General features: G+C 61.8%; 17 protein-coding genes and 2 tRNA genes. 9 read left to right on the forward strand and 10 right to left on the reverse strand.

Going from position 1 to position 17,086, the window contains the following annotated elements:
• Window positions 1–6: 6 nt before the first annotated feature.
• Together yut and CJ178_RS22045 are read left to right on the forward strand one after the other, a co-directional pair.
• Window positions 7–1,050 (forward strand): urea transporter, encoded by a 1,044-nt coding sequence (gene yut, locus CJ178_RS22040; protein ID WP_095887668.1) that lies wholly within the window; start codon window positions 7–9, stop codon window positions 1,048–1,050.
• A gap of 89 nt (window positions 1,051–1,139) precedes the next feature.
• On the forward strand, window positions 1,140–2,066 hold the full coding sequence (locus CJ178_RS22045; protein ID WP_095887669.1) for a D-isomer specific 2-hydroxyacid dehydrogenase family protein: 927 nt from the start codon (window positions 1,140–1,142) through the stop codon (window positions 2,064–2,066).
• Window positions 2,067–2,072: 6 nt separating this feature from the next.
• Here the strand turns inward: CJ178_RS22045 and CJ178_RS22050 are convergent, their stop codons facing one another.
• Both CJ178_RS22050 and CJ178_RS22055 read right to left on the reverse strand, forming a co-directional pair.
• A complete protein-coding gene (locus CJ178_RS22050; RefSeq protein ID WP_095887670.1) occupies window positions 2,073–2,477 on the reverse strand; it encodes a DUF4259 domain-containing protein in 405 nt (134 codons plus the stop codon).
• 27 nt (window positions 2,478–2,504) lie between these two features.
• Window positions 2,505–3,122, reverse strand: coding sequence for a LysE family translocator (locus tag CJ178_RS22055; RefSeq protein WP_033235118.1), 618 nt, complete (start codon window positions 3,120–3,122; stop codon window positions 2,505–2,507).
• A 359-nt stretch (window positions 3,123–3,481) separates the two neighbouring features.
• On the opposite strand from CJ178_RS22055, the gene CJ178_RS22060 reads away from it, so the two are divergent.
• Window positions 3,482–4,477, forward strand: a complete 996-nt coding sequence (locus CJ178_RS22060) for an alpha/beta hydrolase (RefSeq protein WP_095887671.1) — start codon at window positions 3,482–3,484, stop codon at window positions 4,475–4,477.
• Between the two features lie 17 nt (window positions 4,478–4,494).
• Here CJ178_RS22060 and CJ178_RS22065 read toward each other — a convergent pair whose 3' ends face one another.
• The 3 genes from CJ178_RS22065 to hisC form a co-directional block, all read right to left on the reverse strand.
• On the reverse strand, window positions 4,495–5,364 hold the full coding sequence (locus CJ178_RS22065; RefSeq protein ID WP_033235116.1) for an MYG1 family protein: 870 nt from the start codon (window positions 5,362–5,364) through the stop codon (window positions 4,495–4,497).
• Window positions 5,365–5,400: 36 nt separating this feature from the next.
• Window positions 5,401–7,083, reverse strand: coding sequence for a bifunctional metallophosphatase/5'-nucleotidase (locus tag CJ178_RS22070; RefSeq protein WP_033235115.1), 1,683 nt, complete (start codon window positions 7,081–7,083; stop codon window positions 5,401–5,403).
• Between the two features lie 100 nt (window positions 7,084–7,183).
• The gene (hisC, locus tag CJ178_RS22075; RefSeq protein WP_045066851.1) at window positions 7,184–8,260 is read right to left on the reverse strand and encodes a histidinol-phosphate transaminase; all 1,077 of its coding nucleotides are present in this window, start codon (window positions 8,258–8,260) and stop codon (window positions 7,184–7,186) included.
• A gap of 62 nt (window positions 8,261–8,322) precedes the next feature.
• On the opposite strand from hisC, the gene CJ178_RS22080 reads away from it, so the two are divergent.
• The 3 genes from CJ178_RS22080 (at window position 8,323) to CJ178_RS22090 (ending at window position 9,382) form a co-directional block, all read left to right on the forward strand.
• Complete coding sequence (locus CJ178_RS22080; RefSeq protein WP_033235114.1) at window positions 8,323–9,039, forward strand: dienelactone hydrolase family protein; 717 nt, start codon at window positions 8,323–8,325, stop codon at window positions 9,037–9,039.
• A gap of 96 nt (window positions 9,040–9,135) precedes the next feature.
• Window positions 9,136–9,227 (forward strand) — tRNA-Ser (locus CJ178_RS22085).
• An 82-nt stretch (window positions 9,228–9,309) separates the two neighbouring features.
• Window positions 9,310–9,382: transfer RNA gene (locus CJ178_RS22090), tRNA-Arg, on the forward strand.
• Window positions 9,383–9,514: 132 nt separating this feature from the next.
• Here CJ178_RS22090 and CJ178_RS22095 read toward each other — a convergent pair.
• Window positions 9,515–10,684 carry a metal-dependent hydrolase family protein gene (locus CJ178_RS22095; RefSeq protein WP_233364878.1) on the reverse strand — a complete coding sequence of 390 codons (1,170 nt, stop codon included), beginning with the start codon at window positions 10,682–10,684 and terminating at the stop codon, window positions 9,515–9,517.
• A 300-nt stretch (window positions 10,685–10,984) separates the two neighbouring features.
• Here CJ178_RS22095 and CJ178_RS22100 point away from each other — a divergent pair, with 300 nt between their 5' ends.
• From CJ178_RS22100 to CJ178_RS22110, 3 genes are all read left to right on the forward strand, one after another.
• Complete coding sequence (locus CJ178_RS22100) at window positions 10,985–11,818, forward strand: MurR/RpiR family transcriptional regulator (protein WP_095887672.1); 834 nt, start codon at window positions 10,985–10,987, stop codon at window positions 11,816–11,818.
• Window positions 11,819–11,903: 85 nt separating this feature from the next.
• Complete coding sequence (locus CJ178_RS22105; RefSeq protein ID WP_095887673.1) at window positions 11,904–12,545, forward strand: dihydrofolate reductase family protein; 642 nt, start codon at window positions 11,904–11,906, stop codon at window positions 12,543–12,545.
• Between the two features lie 67 nt (window positions 12,546–12,612).
• Complete coding sequence (locus tag CJ178_RS22110; RefSeq protein WP_095887674.1) at window positions 12,613–13,800, forward strand: cation:proton antiporter; 1,188 nt, start codon at window positions 12,613–12,615, stop codon at window positions 13,798–13,800.
• Here CJ178_RS22110 and CJ178_RS22115 read toward each other — a convergent pair.
• From CJ178_RS22115 to CJ178_RS22130, 4 genes are read right to left on the reverse strand one after another with little or no spacing between them, the layout of a single operon-like run.
• Entirely contained in the window at window positions 13,797–15,035 is a 1,239-nt protein-coding gene (locus tag CJ178_RS22115; RefSeq protein ID WP_095887675.1) for an alpha/beta hydrolase family protein, read from the reverse strand. The genes CJ178_RS22110 and CJ178_RS22115 overlap by 4 nt on opposite strands.
• A gap of 29 nt (window positions 15,036–15,064) precedes the next feature.
• A complete protein-coding gene (locus tag CJ178_RS22120; protein ID WP_045066414.1) occupies window positions 15,065–15,760 on the reverse strand; it encodes a DUF998 domain-containing protein in 696 nt (231 codons plus the stop codon).
• A 10-nt stretch (window positions 15,761–15,770) separates the two neighbouring features.
• Window positions 15,771–16,175 (reverse strand): very short patch repair endonuclease, encoded by a 405-nt coding sequence (locus CJ178_RS22125; RefSeq protein WP_092805926.1) that lies wholly within the window; start codon window positions 16,173–16,175, stop codon window positions 15,771–15,773.
• A gap of 20 nt (window positions 16,176–16,195) precedes the next feature.
• Window positions 16,196–17,074, reverse strand: coding sequence for a hypothetical protein (locus CJ178_RS22130; RefSeq protein WP_045066418.1), 879 nt, complete (start codon window positions 17,072–17,074; stop codon window positions 16,196–16,198).
• Window positions 17,075–17,086: the final 12 nt, after the last annotated feature.

The raw sequence follows: 17,086 nt of genomic DNA on the forward strand, positions 1-17,086 counted from the left end.
TGTGCGATGACCACCATCACCAAACCCTGGGACGATATCGCGGACAAGAACGTCGTGCTGCGATTCATCGACACCAACCTCAAGGGCTCCGGGCAGGTGATGTTTCAGGGCAATGCCCTGACCGGACTGCTGTTTCTCATCGGTATTTTCTGGGGTGCGATAGCCGCCGACACGATCACCGTGGCGATCGGCGCGGTAGTGGGTTTGGTGGTGTCCACGGTTACCGGGATGCTGCTGCATTCGGATGACGATTCGATGCGCATCGGTTTGTACGGATACAACGGAATCCTGGTCGGCGCAGCATTTCCCACGTTCCTTGCCGGCGGCGTGATGCTGTGGATTTACCTGGTTGTCGGCGCTGCGGCGTCCACTATCGCATTTCTTGCGGTTGCCAACGTCTTCAAGACCTGGGGTGTGCCGGCGCTGACCTTTCCGTTCAACCTCGTCAACTGGTTCTTCCTTCTGGCCGCCTTCCAGTTCCTGCGGATCGAAACGTCGGACCTCAGTGCCGCACAGTTCCCGCAGCACATCGGGGATTCATCGGTTCACGCCGACATCACGTTCGGCTTCCTCTGGGACACACTGTTTCGCAACGTCTCCCAGATATTTCTGATCAACAACACCATCACCGGAATCATCTTCGTGGTCGCCTTGCTCGTTGCGTCCCGGTGGGCGGCGGTGTTCGCCCTCATCGGTTCCGCCGTAGCGATCGGTTCGGTACTTGCGCTCGGCGCAAACACCGTCGACATCGGTAACGGCCTCTACGGGCTCAGTTCGGTGTTGACGGCTATCGCCTTGGGGTCGGTGTTCTACAACCCGTCGTGGCGTGTGTTTGCCTATACGGTCTTCGGGGTGCTGGTGACGGTAGTCATTCACGGCACCCTGGTCTCGGCCTTCGCGCCGATCAGTCTGCCGGCGGGAACCGGTCCGTTCGTGTTTGCGACGTGGCTGTTCCTGCTACCGAAGAAGAAGTTCGTTCCCGTCCAGCACGACACCATCAAGGGCGGCGCCGCAGAGGGCAAGGACTCGATCGCGAAAGCAAACGGCTAGAGAACGGGAGATACTCTACGGTGATGGGGACATGACTGCCGTCGTCGGATCGCCCCACCGCCACTTCCCTTGAATAGAAAGCGTCTCTCATGACAGGCACCAGCGCCCCTCGCATCCATCTCGGTCCCGTCGAGGATCCGCACCTTGCCGACGGGATTCGCCGAGCCGGTGGAGTGCTCGTTCCACTCGCCGAGGCCGAGGGCGTCGTCTGGGCGCATGGGCCGGACACGTTCCCGTCGTCGCTGCCCGACTCGGTTCGCTGGGTGCAGTTGCCGTTTGCCGGGATCGAGCCCTGGTTCGACGCCGGCGTCATCGACGACAAGCGGGTCTGGACGTCCGCTGCCGGCGCGTATGCGGGCAACGTGGCCGAGCACACGATGATGCTCCTCCTTGCTGGAGTGCGCTCTCTCCCCGAACAATTGGCGGCACAGTCGTGGCGTAAAGAAGAATTCGATCCGCGAGTGGGTACCCTGCAGGGCTCGACGGTGGCGATCGTCGGCTGCGGTGGAATCGGTCGCGCGTTGATCCCGTACCTCGCCGCATCCAAGGTCGAGGTTATCGCGATCACCCGCTCGGGGACCCCCGTCGAAGGAGCCGTCGAAACGCTCTCGGCCGATCGCACCGGTGAAATCTGGTCCAAGGCAGACCACTTCGTGATCGCTGCACCATCGACGTCGGCGACCCGGCATCTGATCGGCAAGGCGGAACTGGACCAGATGTCGGAGTCGAGCTGGATCGTGAACATCGCCCGCGGAAATCTCGTCGACACGGATGCGCTGGTCGACGCCCTCGAAGCCGGATCGATCGGCGGTGCGGCACTGGACGTCACAGATCCCGAGCCGCTGCCGGACGGACACCGGTTGTGGAAGCTGCCCAACGCGATCATCACTCCGCACGTCGCCAACCCGGCTACGACGCTCACGCGCGTCCTGGCAGATCACGTGGCCGCCAACGTTGCTCGATTTGCTGCGGGTGAGGACCTCGCTGCCGTGATCGATCCGTCGGCGGGCTACTGACCTAGATCAGACCGACAGCACACGCAGATCCTCGAGACCGTCGACAACCGGGATCCGCCAGGCCGCAAGTTCTTCCGGTCCCTGCTCGTCCCAGAGCTCGAACAGTTCCGAGTCGGTCGACGCGATGGTGCGTTCCACCATCTCGATCAGCCACGTGAGCCGCTCGCTGGTCAAGGCGTCGGCAAAGGCGTCGAGAGCAAGTTCCTCGACGGCAGGATCCCGTTTGCGATCGGCGCGCACGATGAGCACCAATTCGAGTAAGGCAACGGCGATCTGGCCGCCGTCCACCTCGAGGTAGTCGTCCTCGAACGCCCATTCCACGGACTCGAAGGTGAAATCACCGTGCCCGATGGATGCAATCAAATCCCCCGCACCGTCGTTCTCGAACGGTCCCGATCCCCACGCGCCCACTGTTGTGCTCTTCTCTGATGTGTCGACTCAGCGCGCTTCCAGCGCGATCTTCGCTCCGAATCCTAGAAGAACCGTGCCGGTCACACGTTCAAGTGCCTGCCGCACTTTCGGCTTCTCGAAGGTGCTACGGGCGCGGGAGAGAAGCACGACGTAGGCGCTGAGCCACGCGATGGAGATCGCTGCGTGGATGATCACCAGGAGTGCGAGTGACGGACCCGTCGGCCATCCCGCTGGAACCAGTTGCGGCAGCAGGCTGGTGTAGAAGACCGCGATTTTGGGGTTGAGAAGGTTGGTGGTGAAACCGGTTTTCCAGGTCCCGGCCTTTTGCGAACGCGGTGCGTCGACGCTGCGCAGTTGGGATGAACGGCTGCCCCACAGCGCTCGCGCCCCCAAATAGATCAGATAGGCAGCGCCGGCGAGTTTCACCGCGGTGTACGCCTCCGCGGAAGCGGCCAGCAACGCCGACAAACCGAGCACGGTGAGCAAGCCCCATACGAGCAGTCCGCTGATGATGCCTACCGCTACCCGGAATCCGGACGATCGACCGCCGGTGAGCGCTGCCTGCGTCACGACGGCCATGTCCGGTCCGGGCACGAGTGTGAGGAGTGCCAGAACGGCGGCAGCGGCCAACAGGGCGGAGATCATGGACTCAGTATGGGGAGTTGCCTCCTTGTGAACAAATCATGTCGCGTTGGGTCGGAACTGCATGGACACGCCCGAAACGGCAACGGTTCGGCGAATCTGAGGACAAAGTTATCCACACTGTGTAGAACCCTGTTAGTCGAGGTAGGTGGAATAACCTTGATGTAATTCATGTAGTTGTGCACAGGTTATGCACAGTCGTGGGCTGGATGTGAATGAAGTTATCCACACCTGTGTGTGCATCGGTGGAGAACTTGCCAAGAGTGACGCATACCCGGCTTTTGATCGACTCAATCCTTCGGTCGAATCGGCAGCCACGACCGAACAGTCTGGCAGGGCGTTATGTGAGAAGGGGGCCACTTATGCGGACGTCAGTGGTACTCGGAGTGATTCTCTCGGTAAGTGCATTCGGCCTCGTCGGCGTTGCGCACTCCGATACAGCTGTCGCTCACCCCGAGACAGAGATCGCTCATATCGCACGGATCGAGCAGTTGACGCCCACTCGCAGTGCAGTGTTTGTCGACTCCCTGTCGATGCGCCGTGAAGTTCAGGTTCAGGTTCTGCATCCCGTGAGCGCTCCGGGCACTCGGCCCACGTTCTATCTCCTCGACGGGGTCAGTGCCGGGTCGGAGTCGGGATACACCGAAAGTACGTGGACGCAGAACACCGACATCGAGGCGTTCTTTGCCGACAAGGACGTCAATGTGGTTCTGCCGGTGGGAGGTACCGGCAGTTTTTATACCGACTGGCGCAGCAACGACCCGAACCTCGGTGTGAACAAGTGGGAGTCGTTTCTGACGCGAGAGTTACCGCCCCTCATCGACGAGGCATTCGCGGGGAACGGCACCAATGTTGTCGGCGGCGTATCCATGGGCGCTCTGGCTGCGGGCAACCTGATCACTCGGAATCCGGACTTGTACACGGGATTGGCTTCGTACAGTGGGTGTCTCGACACCACGGCGACGTACTCACAGGACTTCGTGCGCGCCACGGTTGCCAGCAAGAACGGCGACGCCACGAATATGTGGGGGCCGGCCGGGGATCCGGATTGGCGCAATCACAATCCGTCGGGCAATGCGGAGGCGTTGCGTGGCAAAACGATCTACAGCTCTGCGAGCAGCGGATTGCCAGGAGCGCACAACACAGCCCTCACTCTGGAAGGAGCGACGGCGATTGTCCGGGGTGGGCCGCTCGAAGCGCTCGTCCATTCGTGCACCCAGGCCTTCGAGAGCAGGCTCGAAGGTCTGGGCATCGCGGGAGTGTTTGCCTACCGGGACAGCGGAACCCATTCGTGGCCCTATTACGAGGATGCACTGCACGATTCCTGGCCGATACTGGAATCCGCACTCCGTCGCTGAAGAACCACGCTGAGGATCTACTCTGCGAGAGCCAATTCCAGCAGCTTCATCGCATCGTCGCGAGTGTGCGCGGCAGCGATGAATCCGGCCTTGTGGCAGAACACAGACGAGTCGACGCCGGTTTCGGCCGCCAGATCCGAACCGTTGAGGCCGCGCCACTGCTCCGGCAACAGCTTTCGTGAACCGAACTTCGAATCAGCCGGCTTGACGGTCTGAATCGACCAGCCGCCGTTGGTGTTCGGGAAGATCGTGAACAACAGCTCCGGCTGAGCCGACGCCGCGCGGCCGTGCGGAATGAAGCGTTCCAGGACGACAAATCGCGGATCCGACGCTTTGGCGTACGTGTCCGCGAACTCCTTCTCGGCCGCTGCGTCGCCGGCGTACTTGGCGCGCAAGCGAATCAGGATCTGTGTTGCGAGCGCAACCGCGAGTTCGAATTGTGTATCGAACTCCTCGTCGGTGGACGAGATGGGATTGAACAGATCCAGAACCGCGGACAGGTCGAATGGCTTGGTGCCGAACTCGTTGAGGGTGTAGATCTCCTGACCGTTGTCGACGGCGTCGATGCCCTCGACCAGGCGGCCGTCGATACGACGGCACACGGACTCGTCGCCGTTGCAGAACTTCAGGCCGAACTCCTGCCACAGCAACCCGAAGGCTGAGTACAGGATGCCGTTGCTGCGTTCGCCCGCACCGCGCTGGTGGTGGTCGAAACGGCCGGCTGCCGGCTCGTAGCGTCCGCCGACGTCGAGCACGATGTCTGCGCTGTTCAGGACGTCCTCGTCACGGGTGCGTACGACGGTGGCGTCGGGGTACAGCTGCTTCAGGAGCGATACGCCGAAGACGTCGTCTGCGTGGAACTTGCCGTTATGGGTCGCGATGATCACCAGTCGAGACTAGGCAATCGGCTCGCTGATGCCTATTCAGCCGACCGTGCGGATGCGATCGGTGGCCGGCGGCGGAACTGGTGAGCCGGAGGTGAACAGGGCAACCAGGGCGTCGAGGTCGTTGCCCGCGCCGGTTGTTTCGGTGGCGCTGCGCAGGGCTGTGAACCCGTCGCCGCCTTCGGCGAGGAACTTGTTGACCGCAACACGATAAACCGTGTCCGGGTTGATGTTTTCGCCGTTCAGGCGCATTTCCGAGACGCGTGACCCGGCGGGGGCCTTGCGGTCGAGTGTGTAGGTGAAACCAGCAGACGGGGCGAGGATTCGTTCGAACGGCAAGTATTCCGGCGAAAATTGGAACTGCTGTTCCAGCGCATCTTTCAATGCCGCCCCTGTGATGGACAGCACCTCGAGGCTGTTGCCGAACGGTTGCACCGCATGGGCCTGGCGGTAGGTCACTGTTCCAGTGTCGAGGTCTTCGCGGATTCCGCCCGGATTGGTCAGAGCGATTTGGGCTCCCCGCGCGGTGCCAGCCGCCAATTGAGCGTCGGCGATCAGGTTGCCGATGGCGGATTCTCCGCTGGGTGTCTGGTCGCGAGTCAGGTCGGCGGTGATTGTCCCGACGGGACGTTGTGCCACTTCGGCAGCCGCATTCCATGCTTGATCGGCAAGCGCTGCCGTGTCGGGGTCCGGCGAAATATCGTGTGTCACTATCTGATTGAACGACGATGTCTGATCGCGCAGGACGTCCCGAGTGGTGCGGTCGATCACGACATCCGCGACGGAGACGATGCGACCGTGCGACGCACCCTGCATCACCACGCGGGGATTTCCGGCGGGATCGGGGTATTCGCAGTTGTACTGCTGATGACTGTCCGCGGTAAAGATGACGTCGACTTTCGGCGATGCTCGCAACGCGATGTCGCGAGCGGGACCGGATGTGACGTTGCAGTCGTTTGGCCCACCCGCAATGTCCGGTTCGTCGCCGCGGTGCAACAGCACGGTGATGGCTTTGACGCCGAAGAAGTCGAGAACGTCCGCGGTGCGATCGATTGCTTCGACCTCGTCGCCGAATTTCAGGGTCGAAACGCCGTCCGGTGCCACGATCTGAGCTGTGTTACTTGCCGCAATCGCAATCACGCCGAGGGGAACGCCGTCCACGATGTCGACCGTGAAGGGCAGCGTCGCCGGTGTGCCGTCGGTATACGTCATGTTGGCCGCCATCAGCGGAAAATTGGCTCCGCCGAACGTGGGACTGAAGGTGCAGGCGTTCTCCGCGGAGCACCCACCCGATTCCATCCGACGAAATTCCGCGAGGCCGTCGTCGAGTTCGTGATTGCCGATCGCCGACGCATTGATCTGCATGCGGTTGAGCAATTCGACTGTTGGTTCGTCGTTGAACATCGACGATTCCAGTGCGGACGATCCCCAGTTGTCACCCACGGAGTAGAGCAACGAATTCGACGCTTGGTTTCGCAGCTGGGACACGTACGCGGCGAGGTATGCGGCGCCGCCCGCGGGGGTGTACGAACCGTCGGCCTGCATGATTTGGCTGCGTTCGCCTTCTGGTGGCAGCAGACTGCCGTGGAGATCGTTGAACGCGAGCAACCGGACCGAGACGGTATCGGGGCTCTGGGCGCTAGCCACGCCAGTCACACTCAGGGAGGTTGCGAGGAGAGAAGTCGCGAGCACAGCACAAGCGCGTGTGATGCCTCGCGTCATACTTCGTGCTCCTTCCTCCGGACCGGTTTCGAACCTTCCTGAGTGTGCCTGGCCGCGAGAACGAATTCTAGGGCTGGGCGTAACAGTTATGTATCAAGTGTCACGCGCTGACGCCGATTCCCGCCAAGCGCTTGGCTTCGTCGGTCAAGGCAAATGCGAGGAAGGCATCGTTCTCGTCCGGATCGCCGATGGTCATGCGGACGCCCTCGGTGCCGTACTGGCGGATCAGGATGCCGGATTCGGTACTTGCATCGGCGTAGCCGGGAGAGAGTTCGCGGAGCGGCAGGTAGACAAAATTCGCCGACGATTCGGGGACGGTGTAGCCGGCCTCGATCAGTGCGGTGCGAACGCGAGTCCGCTCCGCGATGACGGCGTCGGTGCGGGCGAGGAGTTCGTCGGCTGCGGCCAGCGATGCGATGGCGGCGGTCTGCGCGAGCGCGCTCACCGAGAACGGTGTGTGGACCTTGCCGAGCGCGACGATGATCTCGGGATGGGCCACCGCGTAACCCACCCGGATACCGGCCAAGCCGTACGCCTTCGAGAACGTGCGCAGTACAACCACATTCGGGCGATTGCGGAACAGTTCGATGCCGTCCGCATCGGATCGGGAGTACTCGTAGTACGCCTCGTCGAGAGCGACGACGACGCGGGGCGGGACGGCGTTCAGGAAGCTTTCGAGTTCCGCTTTCGACAGTGCATTGCCGGTCGGGTTGTTGGGGTTGCAGATGAAGATCAGGCGCGTGCGGTCCGTGATCGCGGCGAGCATCGCGCCGAGGTCGTGCCCGAAATCCTCGGCCAGCGGGACCTTCACCGACACCGCGTGGCCAACCTGAGTCACCACCGGGTAGGCCTCGAAGGAGCGCCACGCGTAGATTACCTCGTCGCCCGGATCGCATGTGACCTGTACCAACTCTTGGCACAGCGTCACAGAGCCGCAACCAGCAGCGACGTTTGCCGGTTCGACATTCAAGAATGACGCAAGCGTCTCGATCAATGCCACCGCGCCGTTGTCGGGGTAACGATTCGCGTGTCCGACAGCTTCGGCCACGGCATCACGGACGCTGGGCAGCGGGCCAAGTGTCGTTTCGTTGCTCGCGAGTTTGATCGCACCCGGAAAATTGCGTCCGGGAACGTAGGCGGGGATCGAAGCGAGGTCGGGGCGAATGTGTGGGGTCACAGTCCGATTATGCGCGCTCTGATTCGGTGCGCTCGAGCCGTCCACGTGTCAGAGTAGGAAGCATGTCGGGAATGTTCCGAGATGCCGCGAATCTGCGGGTGGCCGACGGCGGCGTCGCCACTGTGCCACTGACCGTGGTGGAACCCGACGGCCCGACCCGTGGCGCGATCGTCGTATTGCACGAGGCGAGGCAATTCAGCAAAGCGCTCCTCGAGTTGATGGCTGCCCTTGCCGTCGACGGCTGGCTGACCGTCGCCCCGCATCTTTTTCACCGTGAACCCGAGGTAATCCAGGGCGATGTTTTTGGTGACAACCTCTTTGCCGACGTCGACGCGACCCTCGATTGGCTCACGGGCCGCGACGTCCCGGCCGACACCATCGGCGTCCTCGGTTTCGACGCGGCAGGCACCGCGGCGATGCTCGTCGCAACCAGTCGTCCCGTCGGTGCGGCTGTGAGTGTCGCCGCTCGTGGGATCGTCGAAGCGCTGTCCGTCGACGCGCAGGCATTGCTCGACGCAGCGGTGTCCCTGCAAGCCCCGTGGCTCGCCCTCTACGGGGAGGACGATCCCGACACTCCACCCGAGCACGTCAACAGACTGAGGGAGGCGACGGCAAAAGCCGACGTGGCGACCCTGGTGGTGAGCTACGCAGGATTGCAGCATCGAGCCGACGAACCACCACAAGTCCCCGAAGGCCGGGACGACGACGATCCCTGTGCAGCCGCGATCATCGACGCCCGCACCCGGATCTTCGACTGGTTCGACGGCAACCTGCGATAACGCCATGAATCAGGGCTCTGACCACTCGTTTTGCCTTTGGTGGTGAGAAGTGTGTAATCTTTCGTCCCGGCGGTCCGAAAGGATCGGAACCCCCAGGGAGGCGTGCCAGAGCGGCCGAATGGGACTCACTGCTAATGAGTTGTCCCTTTTACGAGGGACCGGAGGTTCAAATCCTCTCGCCTCCGCCACGCCGGTGATTTTGACCGGCGGGTAAGAAATGATAGAAAGTACGACGGCAAGACACGCAAGACCAGCAACACAACAGAACATGCGCCCGTAGCTCAACGGATAGAGCACTTGACTACGGATCAAGAGGTTAGGGGTTCGAATCCCTTCGGGCGCACAACAGAAAGCCCCTCACCAGCAGAGATGCCGGTGAGGGGCTTTCTTGTATTTCTGCACATGCACACGGATGCATCCGATTGGCCTGATGTCTATTGGCGACGTAGGCCTCCGCATCCCGCTGTTATGTCCATCACCTAGCGATGTCGGTGACGCCGCTGCCGTGGATCACGTGACGCAAGTACCGCTCCGGCGTGGTGAGGACAGTGAGATCCTGCTCCGGGTCCCCGTCCAACACGAGGAGGTCCGCGTGAGCGCCCGGCGCGAGGGTGCCGATTTCTCCTTCCATTCCGAGCAAGCGCGCAGCAGTGCTGGTGGCGCTGCGTATCACGTCGAGGATCGGCTGAACGCGCGCACGGATCGTGAGCTCTTCGAGTTGACGCGTTTGCAGATGCCCGAGCAAGTCGGTGCCGTAGACCAGATTCACTCCTGCCCGGTGGGCCTGTTCAAGCGCGCCGACGGCCGCTGTCCGAACCTCGTCGAGCTTCTTCAATGATCCTGCGGACAGGCCGGAAGCAGCACCGGCCTCGTACATCGCCTCGTACGTGATGATTGTCGGTACCAAGAAGGCGTCGTTCTCGATGAGCAGGCGGATCGACTCGTCGTCGATGAGGTTGCCGTGCTCGACGCATCGCACGCCAGCCCTCAGCGCCTGATTCACCGAGCGCGGGTGGTAGGCATGCACCGTGACGTACCGATTGTGGTTCTCAGCCTCGATGACAGCCGCACGTATCTCTTCCTGTGTGTACTGGACCGCTGAGATCTCGTCAGTCGGGGATGCGACCCCACCGGAGACGACAAGCTTCAGGTGATGCGCGCCCTTGCGGAACTCGTCGCGGGCCGCGTGGCGAACGGCATCAACGCCGTCCGCGATCCGTCCGAAGTCGGGTTTCAGCTGACAGCAGGGCACAGAGGTGTCATTGAGAGAGCGGAAGTCTCCGTGGCCACCGGTCTGCGATAGTGCTTTACCGCCGAAGATCAGTCGCGGCCCTGGGACCAAGCCCTCTTGCAAAGCGCGGGCCATTCCATGGTCGGCGCCACCGACATCACGCACGGTGGTGAAACCACGTCGGAGCATGTCGCCCGCCGAGCGCAGCGCTCTCACAGTCGCATAACCCGGCGTCCATCCAGCAATTTCGGCGGTATTTGTCGTCGTCACCAGGATATGGACGTGGGCGTCGACCAAGCCGGGCATGACGGTGCCCCCACCTGCATCGATGATTCGAATGTCGCCGGGCGAAGCGGGGGGGCCGCCCCACCCCGCTGTCGACGATCCGCCCGTCGGCGATGTCGATCCAGGCATTCTTCTGGCGCTCGCCAGTCGAGGGTTCGAGCGTGTGGGCGTTAATTACCCGAGTGTGCATGGTCTCTCCTTGAAAGCGACTGATTGTTGTCCGTGGGCTGCGTGAATGCTCGCGTCGAGGCTGGGATGCGCGCAACATTAGATGCATAGTCGTGATTCATGCAACACTTTGTTCATGCGAAGTTTCCCCAAGGAGGCCTGAGATTGCGGTGATAGCGTGACTGCGACCAGTGACGTGTTTCAGGTCGTCAGCGACGCTTGATGCCATGTATTAGATCCAGTGAAAAGAGGCGCTCCGAGGTGACGGTTGGGACGATGCTCGCGCAACGAGCAGAGCGCGCGAACCTCGGAGCTCAGGCCGATCGGGTCATACAAGTTCTTGCACAGATGCCGCAGTTCGCCTCGTATGCATCTGGCCGCGAAGTCGCCGAGCGCGCTGGAGTGAATGTCTCCACTGTTGTGCGGACCGCCCAGCAACTCCAGTTCGAGGGGTGGAGCGATCTTCGTCAAGCGCTCAGAGCCGAATATCTCGACTCACTCGTGACAACAAATCCCGAGCGCCCCGAATCGACGGAGGCGGCGGCGCAAATGCTGAGGCAGGATGTGGCAAACCTCGCCGCCGTCTCGTCCGCGGCCAACATCACTGCCATCAAGAGCGTTTCCGACGCGATGAAAGCGGCCCGTCGAATCGTGTTGATCACCAGTGGATCCGGGGCAGGACCCGCACAGGTACTCAGTTACCTGGCGTCCGTCTACGGATACGACATCCGCCTCTCGGCCGGCTCCGCAACGTCGCAGGCGATACACGTGTCACACCTGGACGAACGCGACTGTGTCATCGTCATCAATGTTTGGCGCCTCACCAGTACATTGCGTGGATTAACCCGTCTTGCACGCGAAAGGGGCGCGACTATCGCCGTTCTCACCGACCTGCACTCGTCACCCCTGAACACATACGCCGATCACGTCGTGATCACCCCGATCGAGGGTATCTACGTGACTCCGTCGCTGACAGCCATGGTCGCTGTCGTCCAGGCCATCCTCGCCGAGCTCGAAAGCTCCGATGCTCGTTTTTCGGCCGGACGCATCGAGCAGGCTTGGGACACGCTCGGTCTCATGGACGATCAGGCTTAATGCATAGTCCCGCCGCCGATGAGTTTCACCTCTCCTCCGAGTCTTAACTCCCGTATGACCATCATCGAGAGTGTGGGAGCGCACAGTGAATCAGCTACTACGGGTCCAGAACTTCACCATCTCCAGTGACGGAGTCGCCGCGGGTGAGAACCAGAGTTTCGAGAGCCCGTTCGGGTTCGACCATCGCGATATGTTTGCGTGGGCCGGAGCCACGGCCAGCTGGCCGAATCGAACCGACCCCGGTGGAAGTCGAGGGCTCGACGATTACTTCTCTCGCGACTTCGCCCAGAATATCGGTGCCGAAATCATGGGCCGCAACAAATTCGGATTCCAGCGTGGACCCTGGAAAGACCTCGAGTGGCAGGGATGGTGGGGCGACGAGCCGCCCTTCCACACGCCCGTGTTTGTCATGACCCACCACCCAAGACCGTCGTTCACCCTTTCCGACACGACTTTTCATTTTGTCGACGCAGACCCGACGACCGCGCTCGAGCAGGCCCGCGAGGCCGCACAGGGTAAGGACGTCCGGCTCGGCGGTGGGGTGACCACAATCAAGGAGTTTCTCGACGCGGATCTCGTCGACACCATGCACGTCGCGGTTTCTCCGGTCGAGCTCGGTTCCGGGCTCCGTCTCTGGGAGTCGCCGGACGAGCTGCGTGACCGTTTCAATCTCGAGATCGTGCCAAGCCCGAGTGGGATGACCCACCACCTGTTCTGGCGAAAATAACTCAGAGCGGTAACGCGCCGCTGATGTAATCGCAGGCACATCTGTCGTAAATGCCCGATAATGATCCGTGCCCTCAATTGCCTCGTCGCTGTTCTGGATTGCGCTGATCGCTGCGCTCGCGCCCTTTGTCGCGGGCCTGTTCCCGCGGCGCCTGGTACCGGAAGTTGTGCTGCTGTTGGTCGCCGGCGCGGTTGTCGGGCCATTTGCGCTCAACCTGGCGGCAGAGAGTGAGGCCATCGGGATACTTCGGGAACTTGGCCTCGGCATGCTGTTTCTGCTCGCCGGCTACGAGATCGACCGCAAGGAACTGAGTGGCGCTGGTGGCCGGCGAGCCCTGTACACGTGGCTGTTCTGCCTCGCCTTGGCGTTTGCGATTGTCGCGCTCTTGGGGGCGCAGGGTGTGATCTCCGCAGAAGCGGCCGTTGCGATTGCGATGACGTCAACGGCGTTGGGCACCCTGCTGCCGATTCTCAAGGACAACAAAATCCTCGACACCCGGCTTGGCCGGACGGTCCTCAATCACGGCGCTGTCGGCGAACTCGGCCCTGTCGTTGCGATGGCCGTATTGCTCGGTGCGCGTGGCGCTGTCCTGTCGCTGGTGGTCCTCGCGGCATTCGCGCTGATCGCGGTCATTCTTGCGGTGCTGCCGACCAAGCTGATTTCGCACGGATCGTGGACGCACACACTTGTCCGTTCCGGAGCGGACACCACAGCACAGACCACGGTTCGCCTGACGATCTTGTTGCTGGTCGGGCTGGGTGCACTCTCGGCCGTATTCTCGCTGGACGTTGTTCTCGGCGCCTTTGCGGCCGGTTTCATCCTGCGACGCCTGATGGCCGACGGCAACGAGCGGTTGGAGATCAAGCTCGACGGTATTGCTTTCGGATTCCTCATTCCGATCTTCTTCATCACTTCCGGAATGGCAATCGACGTGTCGGCGGTCGCGGAGAATCCCACCGTCCTGCTGGCGTTCCTTGTTCTCATCATCGTGGTTCGCGGTGTGCCGGTGTTTTTCACGACCAAGTTCGAGAGGGTCGAACCGCCTTTCAGTACCCGGGAGAGTGCACAGGTCGCGCTGTACGGCGCTACTGGGTTGCCGATGATCGTGGCCGTCACCGGTGCTGCTGTCAGTGCCGGTCAGATGTCGTCGGACAATGCGTCGATTCTGGTGGCGGCGGGCGCAATTACCGTTCTGCTGCTCCCGATGTGTGCAACGTTGCTGAACCGCCCGGCGAAGGTCGCTTCGGTCGTCTAGAGCCCCAACTGCTCGTCGAGCCAGTCGAACATGCGTTGGTCGGTGAGGCGCCTTGCCATCGGTTGGCAGTGGAAACTCGCGCCTTCTGCTGCCGTGAACGGAACCACCGTGGTGGGCCCGCCGGACAATGAGGCGAGGCGTTGCGATTGTCCCGGCCAGAACTGTTCGTGTTCGGGATCGGTGATCAGCAGGGGAGTGGTGATCGAGCCCGCAACGTGTTCGAGGCGGTATTTCCGTACCTCGGCCAGAGTGTTGTAGTAGCCGTCAGTTAAGTATGGCCGCGCTCGGAAACGCCAGATGCGGGCCGTTTCCTTCGACGCTCGCAACCCCATCGCCATGTCCCGGTCGAAGGCCTCCGACTTGCCTTCTTCCAGCAAGTTCTGCATGCCGCGCGGGATGTGAACGAGCCACGACGCGGATACGTCGACCACGCCGGGATCGGCGATTGCCGCGGCGATCCGATGCTCGAATGCCAGTGACTGTGGCACCCAATAGCCGCCCTGACTGATGCCGCACATCGCCAACTTCGACGCGTCGACGTCGGGTCGGTCGATCAGGAAGTCGACGACAGGGGTGATGACAGCTTCCCAGTCATGGCGGAACGGAATATTGTTCTCGAACAACATGGACTGCTGACCCGGTCCGTCGAACATCAGCACGTTGTAGCCGCGTTCGAGCGCTCCGGCGCCGCCGTTGACCCACATCGAACTGATGGGGCCGTCGCTGCCGTTCACCATGATGAGCGTCGGGCGTCGTACATCTCCGGGTGGACGGAAGAAGTACCCGGGCATCGTGGTGTCCTCGTACGGAATCCGCACGCGCTCCACGGAGTGCGAGGTGGTGTCGACAAAACCGTCCCACGCGCTGCGGTGATGCCGGAAAGTGGGAACCAGAACAGAGTCGTCGGTCAGTCCGTCGACGGCATTGACGGCAACAGCGAAGTACGACGCTGCCCGCAGGTACGCACTCGACGCGCTGCGCGGATGTCCGGCGCGCGCGGATTCCTCGGCTTCCTCGAAGATCCGTGATCCGAGGTCGAACCACGCGACGTACCAACCTTCGTGGTCTTTGTCGCCGACTTCGGCAATGGCAGCAAGAACTTCTCCGGTATCGGAGGCGCCGTACGTTGCCTGGCCGAGGAGAACTCGCAGTTCGTAGTCGAACGACTCGTTGCGATAAAACCCCGTGGTGAACGCCTGATGTGGGTGGGAGAAGAACGTCGACGCGAGTGACATGGGCACACCCTTCGGTAGGTCCGTGTATGTCAGGATCGCCCGAAATCGCTGTTCAAAAACCTTTCCTGTCGCCGCAATACCGCACAACCCAGGGTGCACAGCCACAAAGACATTCCCAAAACCTGTGCACGTTGGGCGATTCCCAAGCCCAGATTACCGCCGCCGGCCAGTTCTATGCCGTTAGTTGTCAACATCCACACCGTCGCAAGGGAAGTCACGATCAAAAGGCCCAATCCGACGGTGCGCAACAGCGGATGCTCGCGATAACGGAAGGCCCCGACGGTGAACGTGATCATCGCGGTGAAGATCGCAAAGACCGCTACGCTGCTGGTCAAAGCATGAACGTGATGTAGTTGCGGCAGTAGTCCGCCGGGCTCGCTCGCCGCGCAATCCGGGCCGGAGCAGTCCAGCGGAAACGACGCGTCCGCAATCGTGGCCACGCCGAACACAGCCAGTGCAATCCAGCCCGCCACATAGAATTTGCGTCGCTCCGTAACCAGTAGCCCGAGCGTCGCTGACACCAACATCAAAACGGCGGAGATAACGTCGGCGTTACCGAACACGTCGCGGTACTTCTGATTTGCCGCGTCGAGTTCACTGAGGAACGACGTCACGGGATCAAGTCCGGTGTCGAGGAAGAACTCCAGAACCCACGACGAGTACACGATTCCACCGAGAATCAACGCACCCGCCAGAACTACTCGCGCTCCACCAAGTCCGCTCACCTCACGAAGCTTACGGAGACAGAAGAGTGTTCCGGACGCGTTCGGCTGCCGTCGACGGATCTTCGTGCTCCCAGATGCGGATGACGGTCCAGCCCTGTTCGGCGAGGCGTGCATCGGTGTCCCGGTCTCGCAGCACGTTGGCGGCCAACTTGTCCGCCCACCACTGCGCATTGTTCTTGGGGTATGTCGCGTGGAGCGGGCAACAGTGCCAGAAACAGCCGTCGACGAACACCGCCACCTTCCGCCGCGGAAACACCAAATCGGCCCGTCTACGAACACCTTTGACAGGAGCCCGATCGACGAAGTACCGCAGTCCACTCCGATGAAGTTCGCGCCGGATCGCGATCTCGGGTTTGGTGTCGCGTCGACGCTGTGCGCTCATTCGAGCGCTGGTTGTCGGATCCGTCGCGGGCACTGTCTTCACTTTCGTGGGGTTCAGCTGTCGGAGTCGTCGCCGTCGTCCGGGTCTGACCAGGTGGGGGCAAACCTGTTGCGACGCTCCACTTCACCGTGCACGATGGTGACAAAATCGTCAAACGAGAGTGTTTGACTCTCGGTGGGACGGCCGTTGCGGGGAGGCGGCTCGTCGACGTCGAAAAAGCGTACGCCGCCATCGGTTTCGTACAGTCCGATGAACACTTTTTCGAAGAGGTCGTAGCGCGTGTCCTCGGCGCCCAGATCAACCCACGCCTTACCCGGAACGCCGACAACCGCACGTTTGCCGCGGCCGGAACGCTTCGACAGCGTCGTGACGTGGTGGGCGAACGAGGATTTGCCGGTGTCGCTGGTCTTGGTGGGGTCGCCGTCGTCGCACGTGGCGTACGGCTCGAACATGACGGCTACCAGAACGCTGTAGGGCTGTCGCTGATGCAGAACCATTGCCTCGCCACGCAATTCGTGATCATTGCGGACGATGTTCTTGGTCCAGCGGCCGAGCTTTCCGCTGCGGGGACTGTAGTCCTGGAAGTTGTACGTCTTGATCGATACGCACAGGATCAAGCCGAGTGTGGGGTCGAGTGCCTTGACATCCAAGCGCTTTCGGCCCTTCGCGACATCGACCGTCGCTTCCTGACCTTCGCCCGTAGCGGTGGGGGTGATGTTGGGGTACAGCGGGCGCAAGGCGTCGGCAACCGTTTGGGCGAGTTGATTGGAAAGCCGCTGCGCGTAGTTCTTCTTCTCGCCGCGATCGGCGTCTGCCGCAGGTTTGTCGCCCGCGAGTCGCAATGCGTCCCACAGTGGTTCGTGCTGGGGTTCCGGAAACAGCGTTTCGGGAAACAGGGTCTCCGGCTCGGGAAACAGTGAACCCTCGCTCATGTCACTGCCCCG

The organism is Rhodococcus sp. ACPA4 (genome assembly GCF_002300185.1).
Lineage (GTDB): Bacteria > Actinomycetota > Actinomycetes > Mycobacteriales > Mycobacteriaceae > Rhodococcus_F > Rhodococcus_F globerula.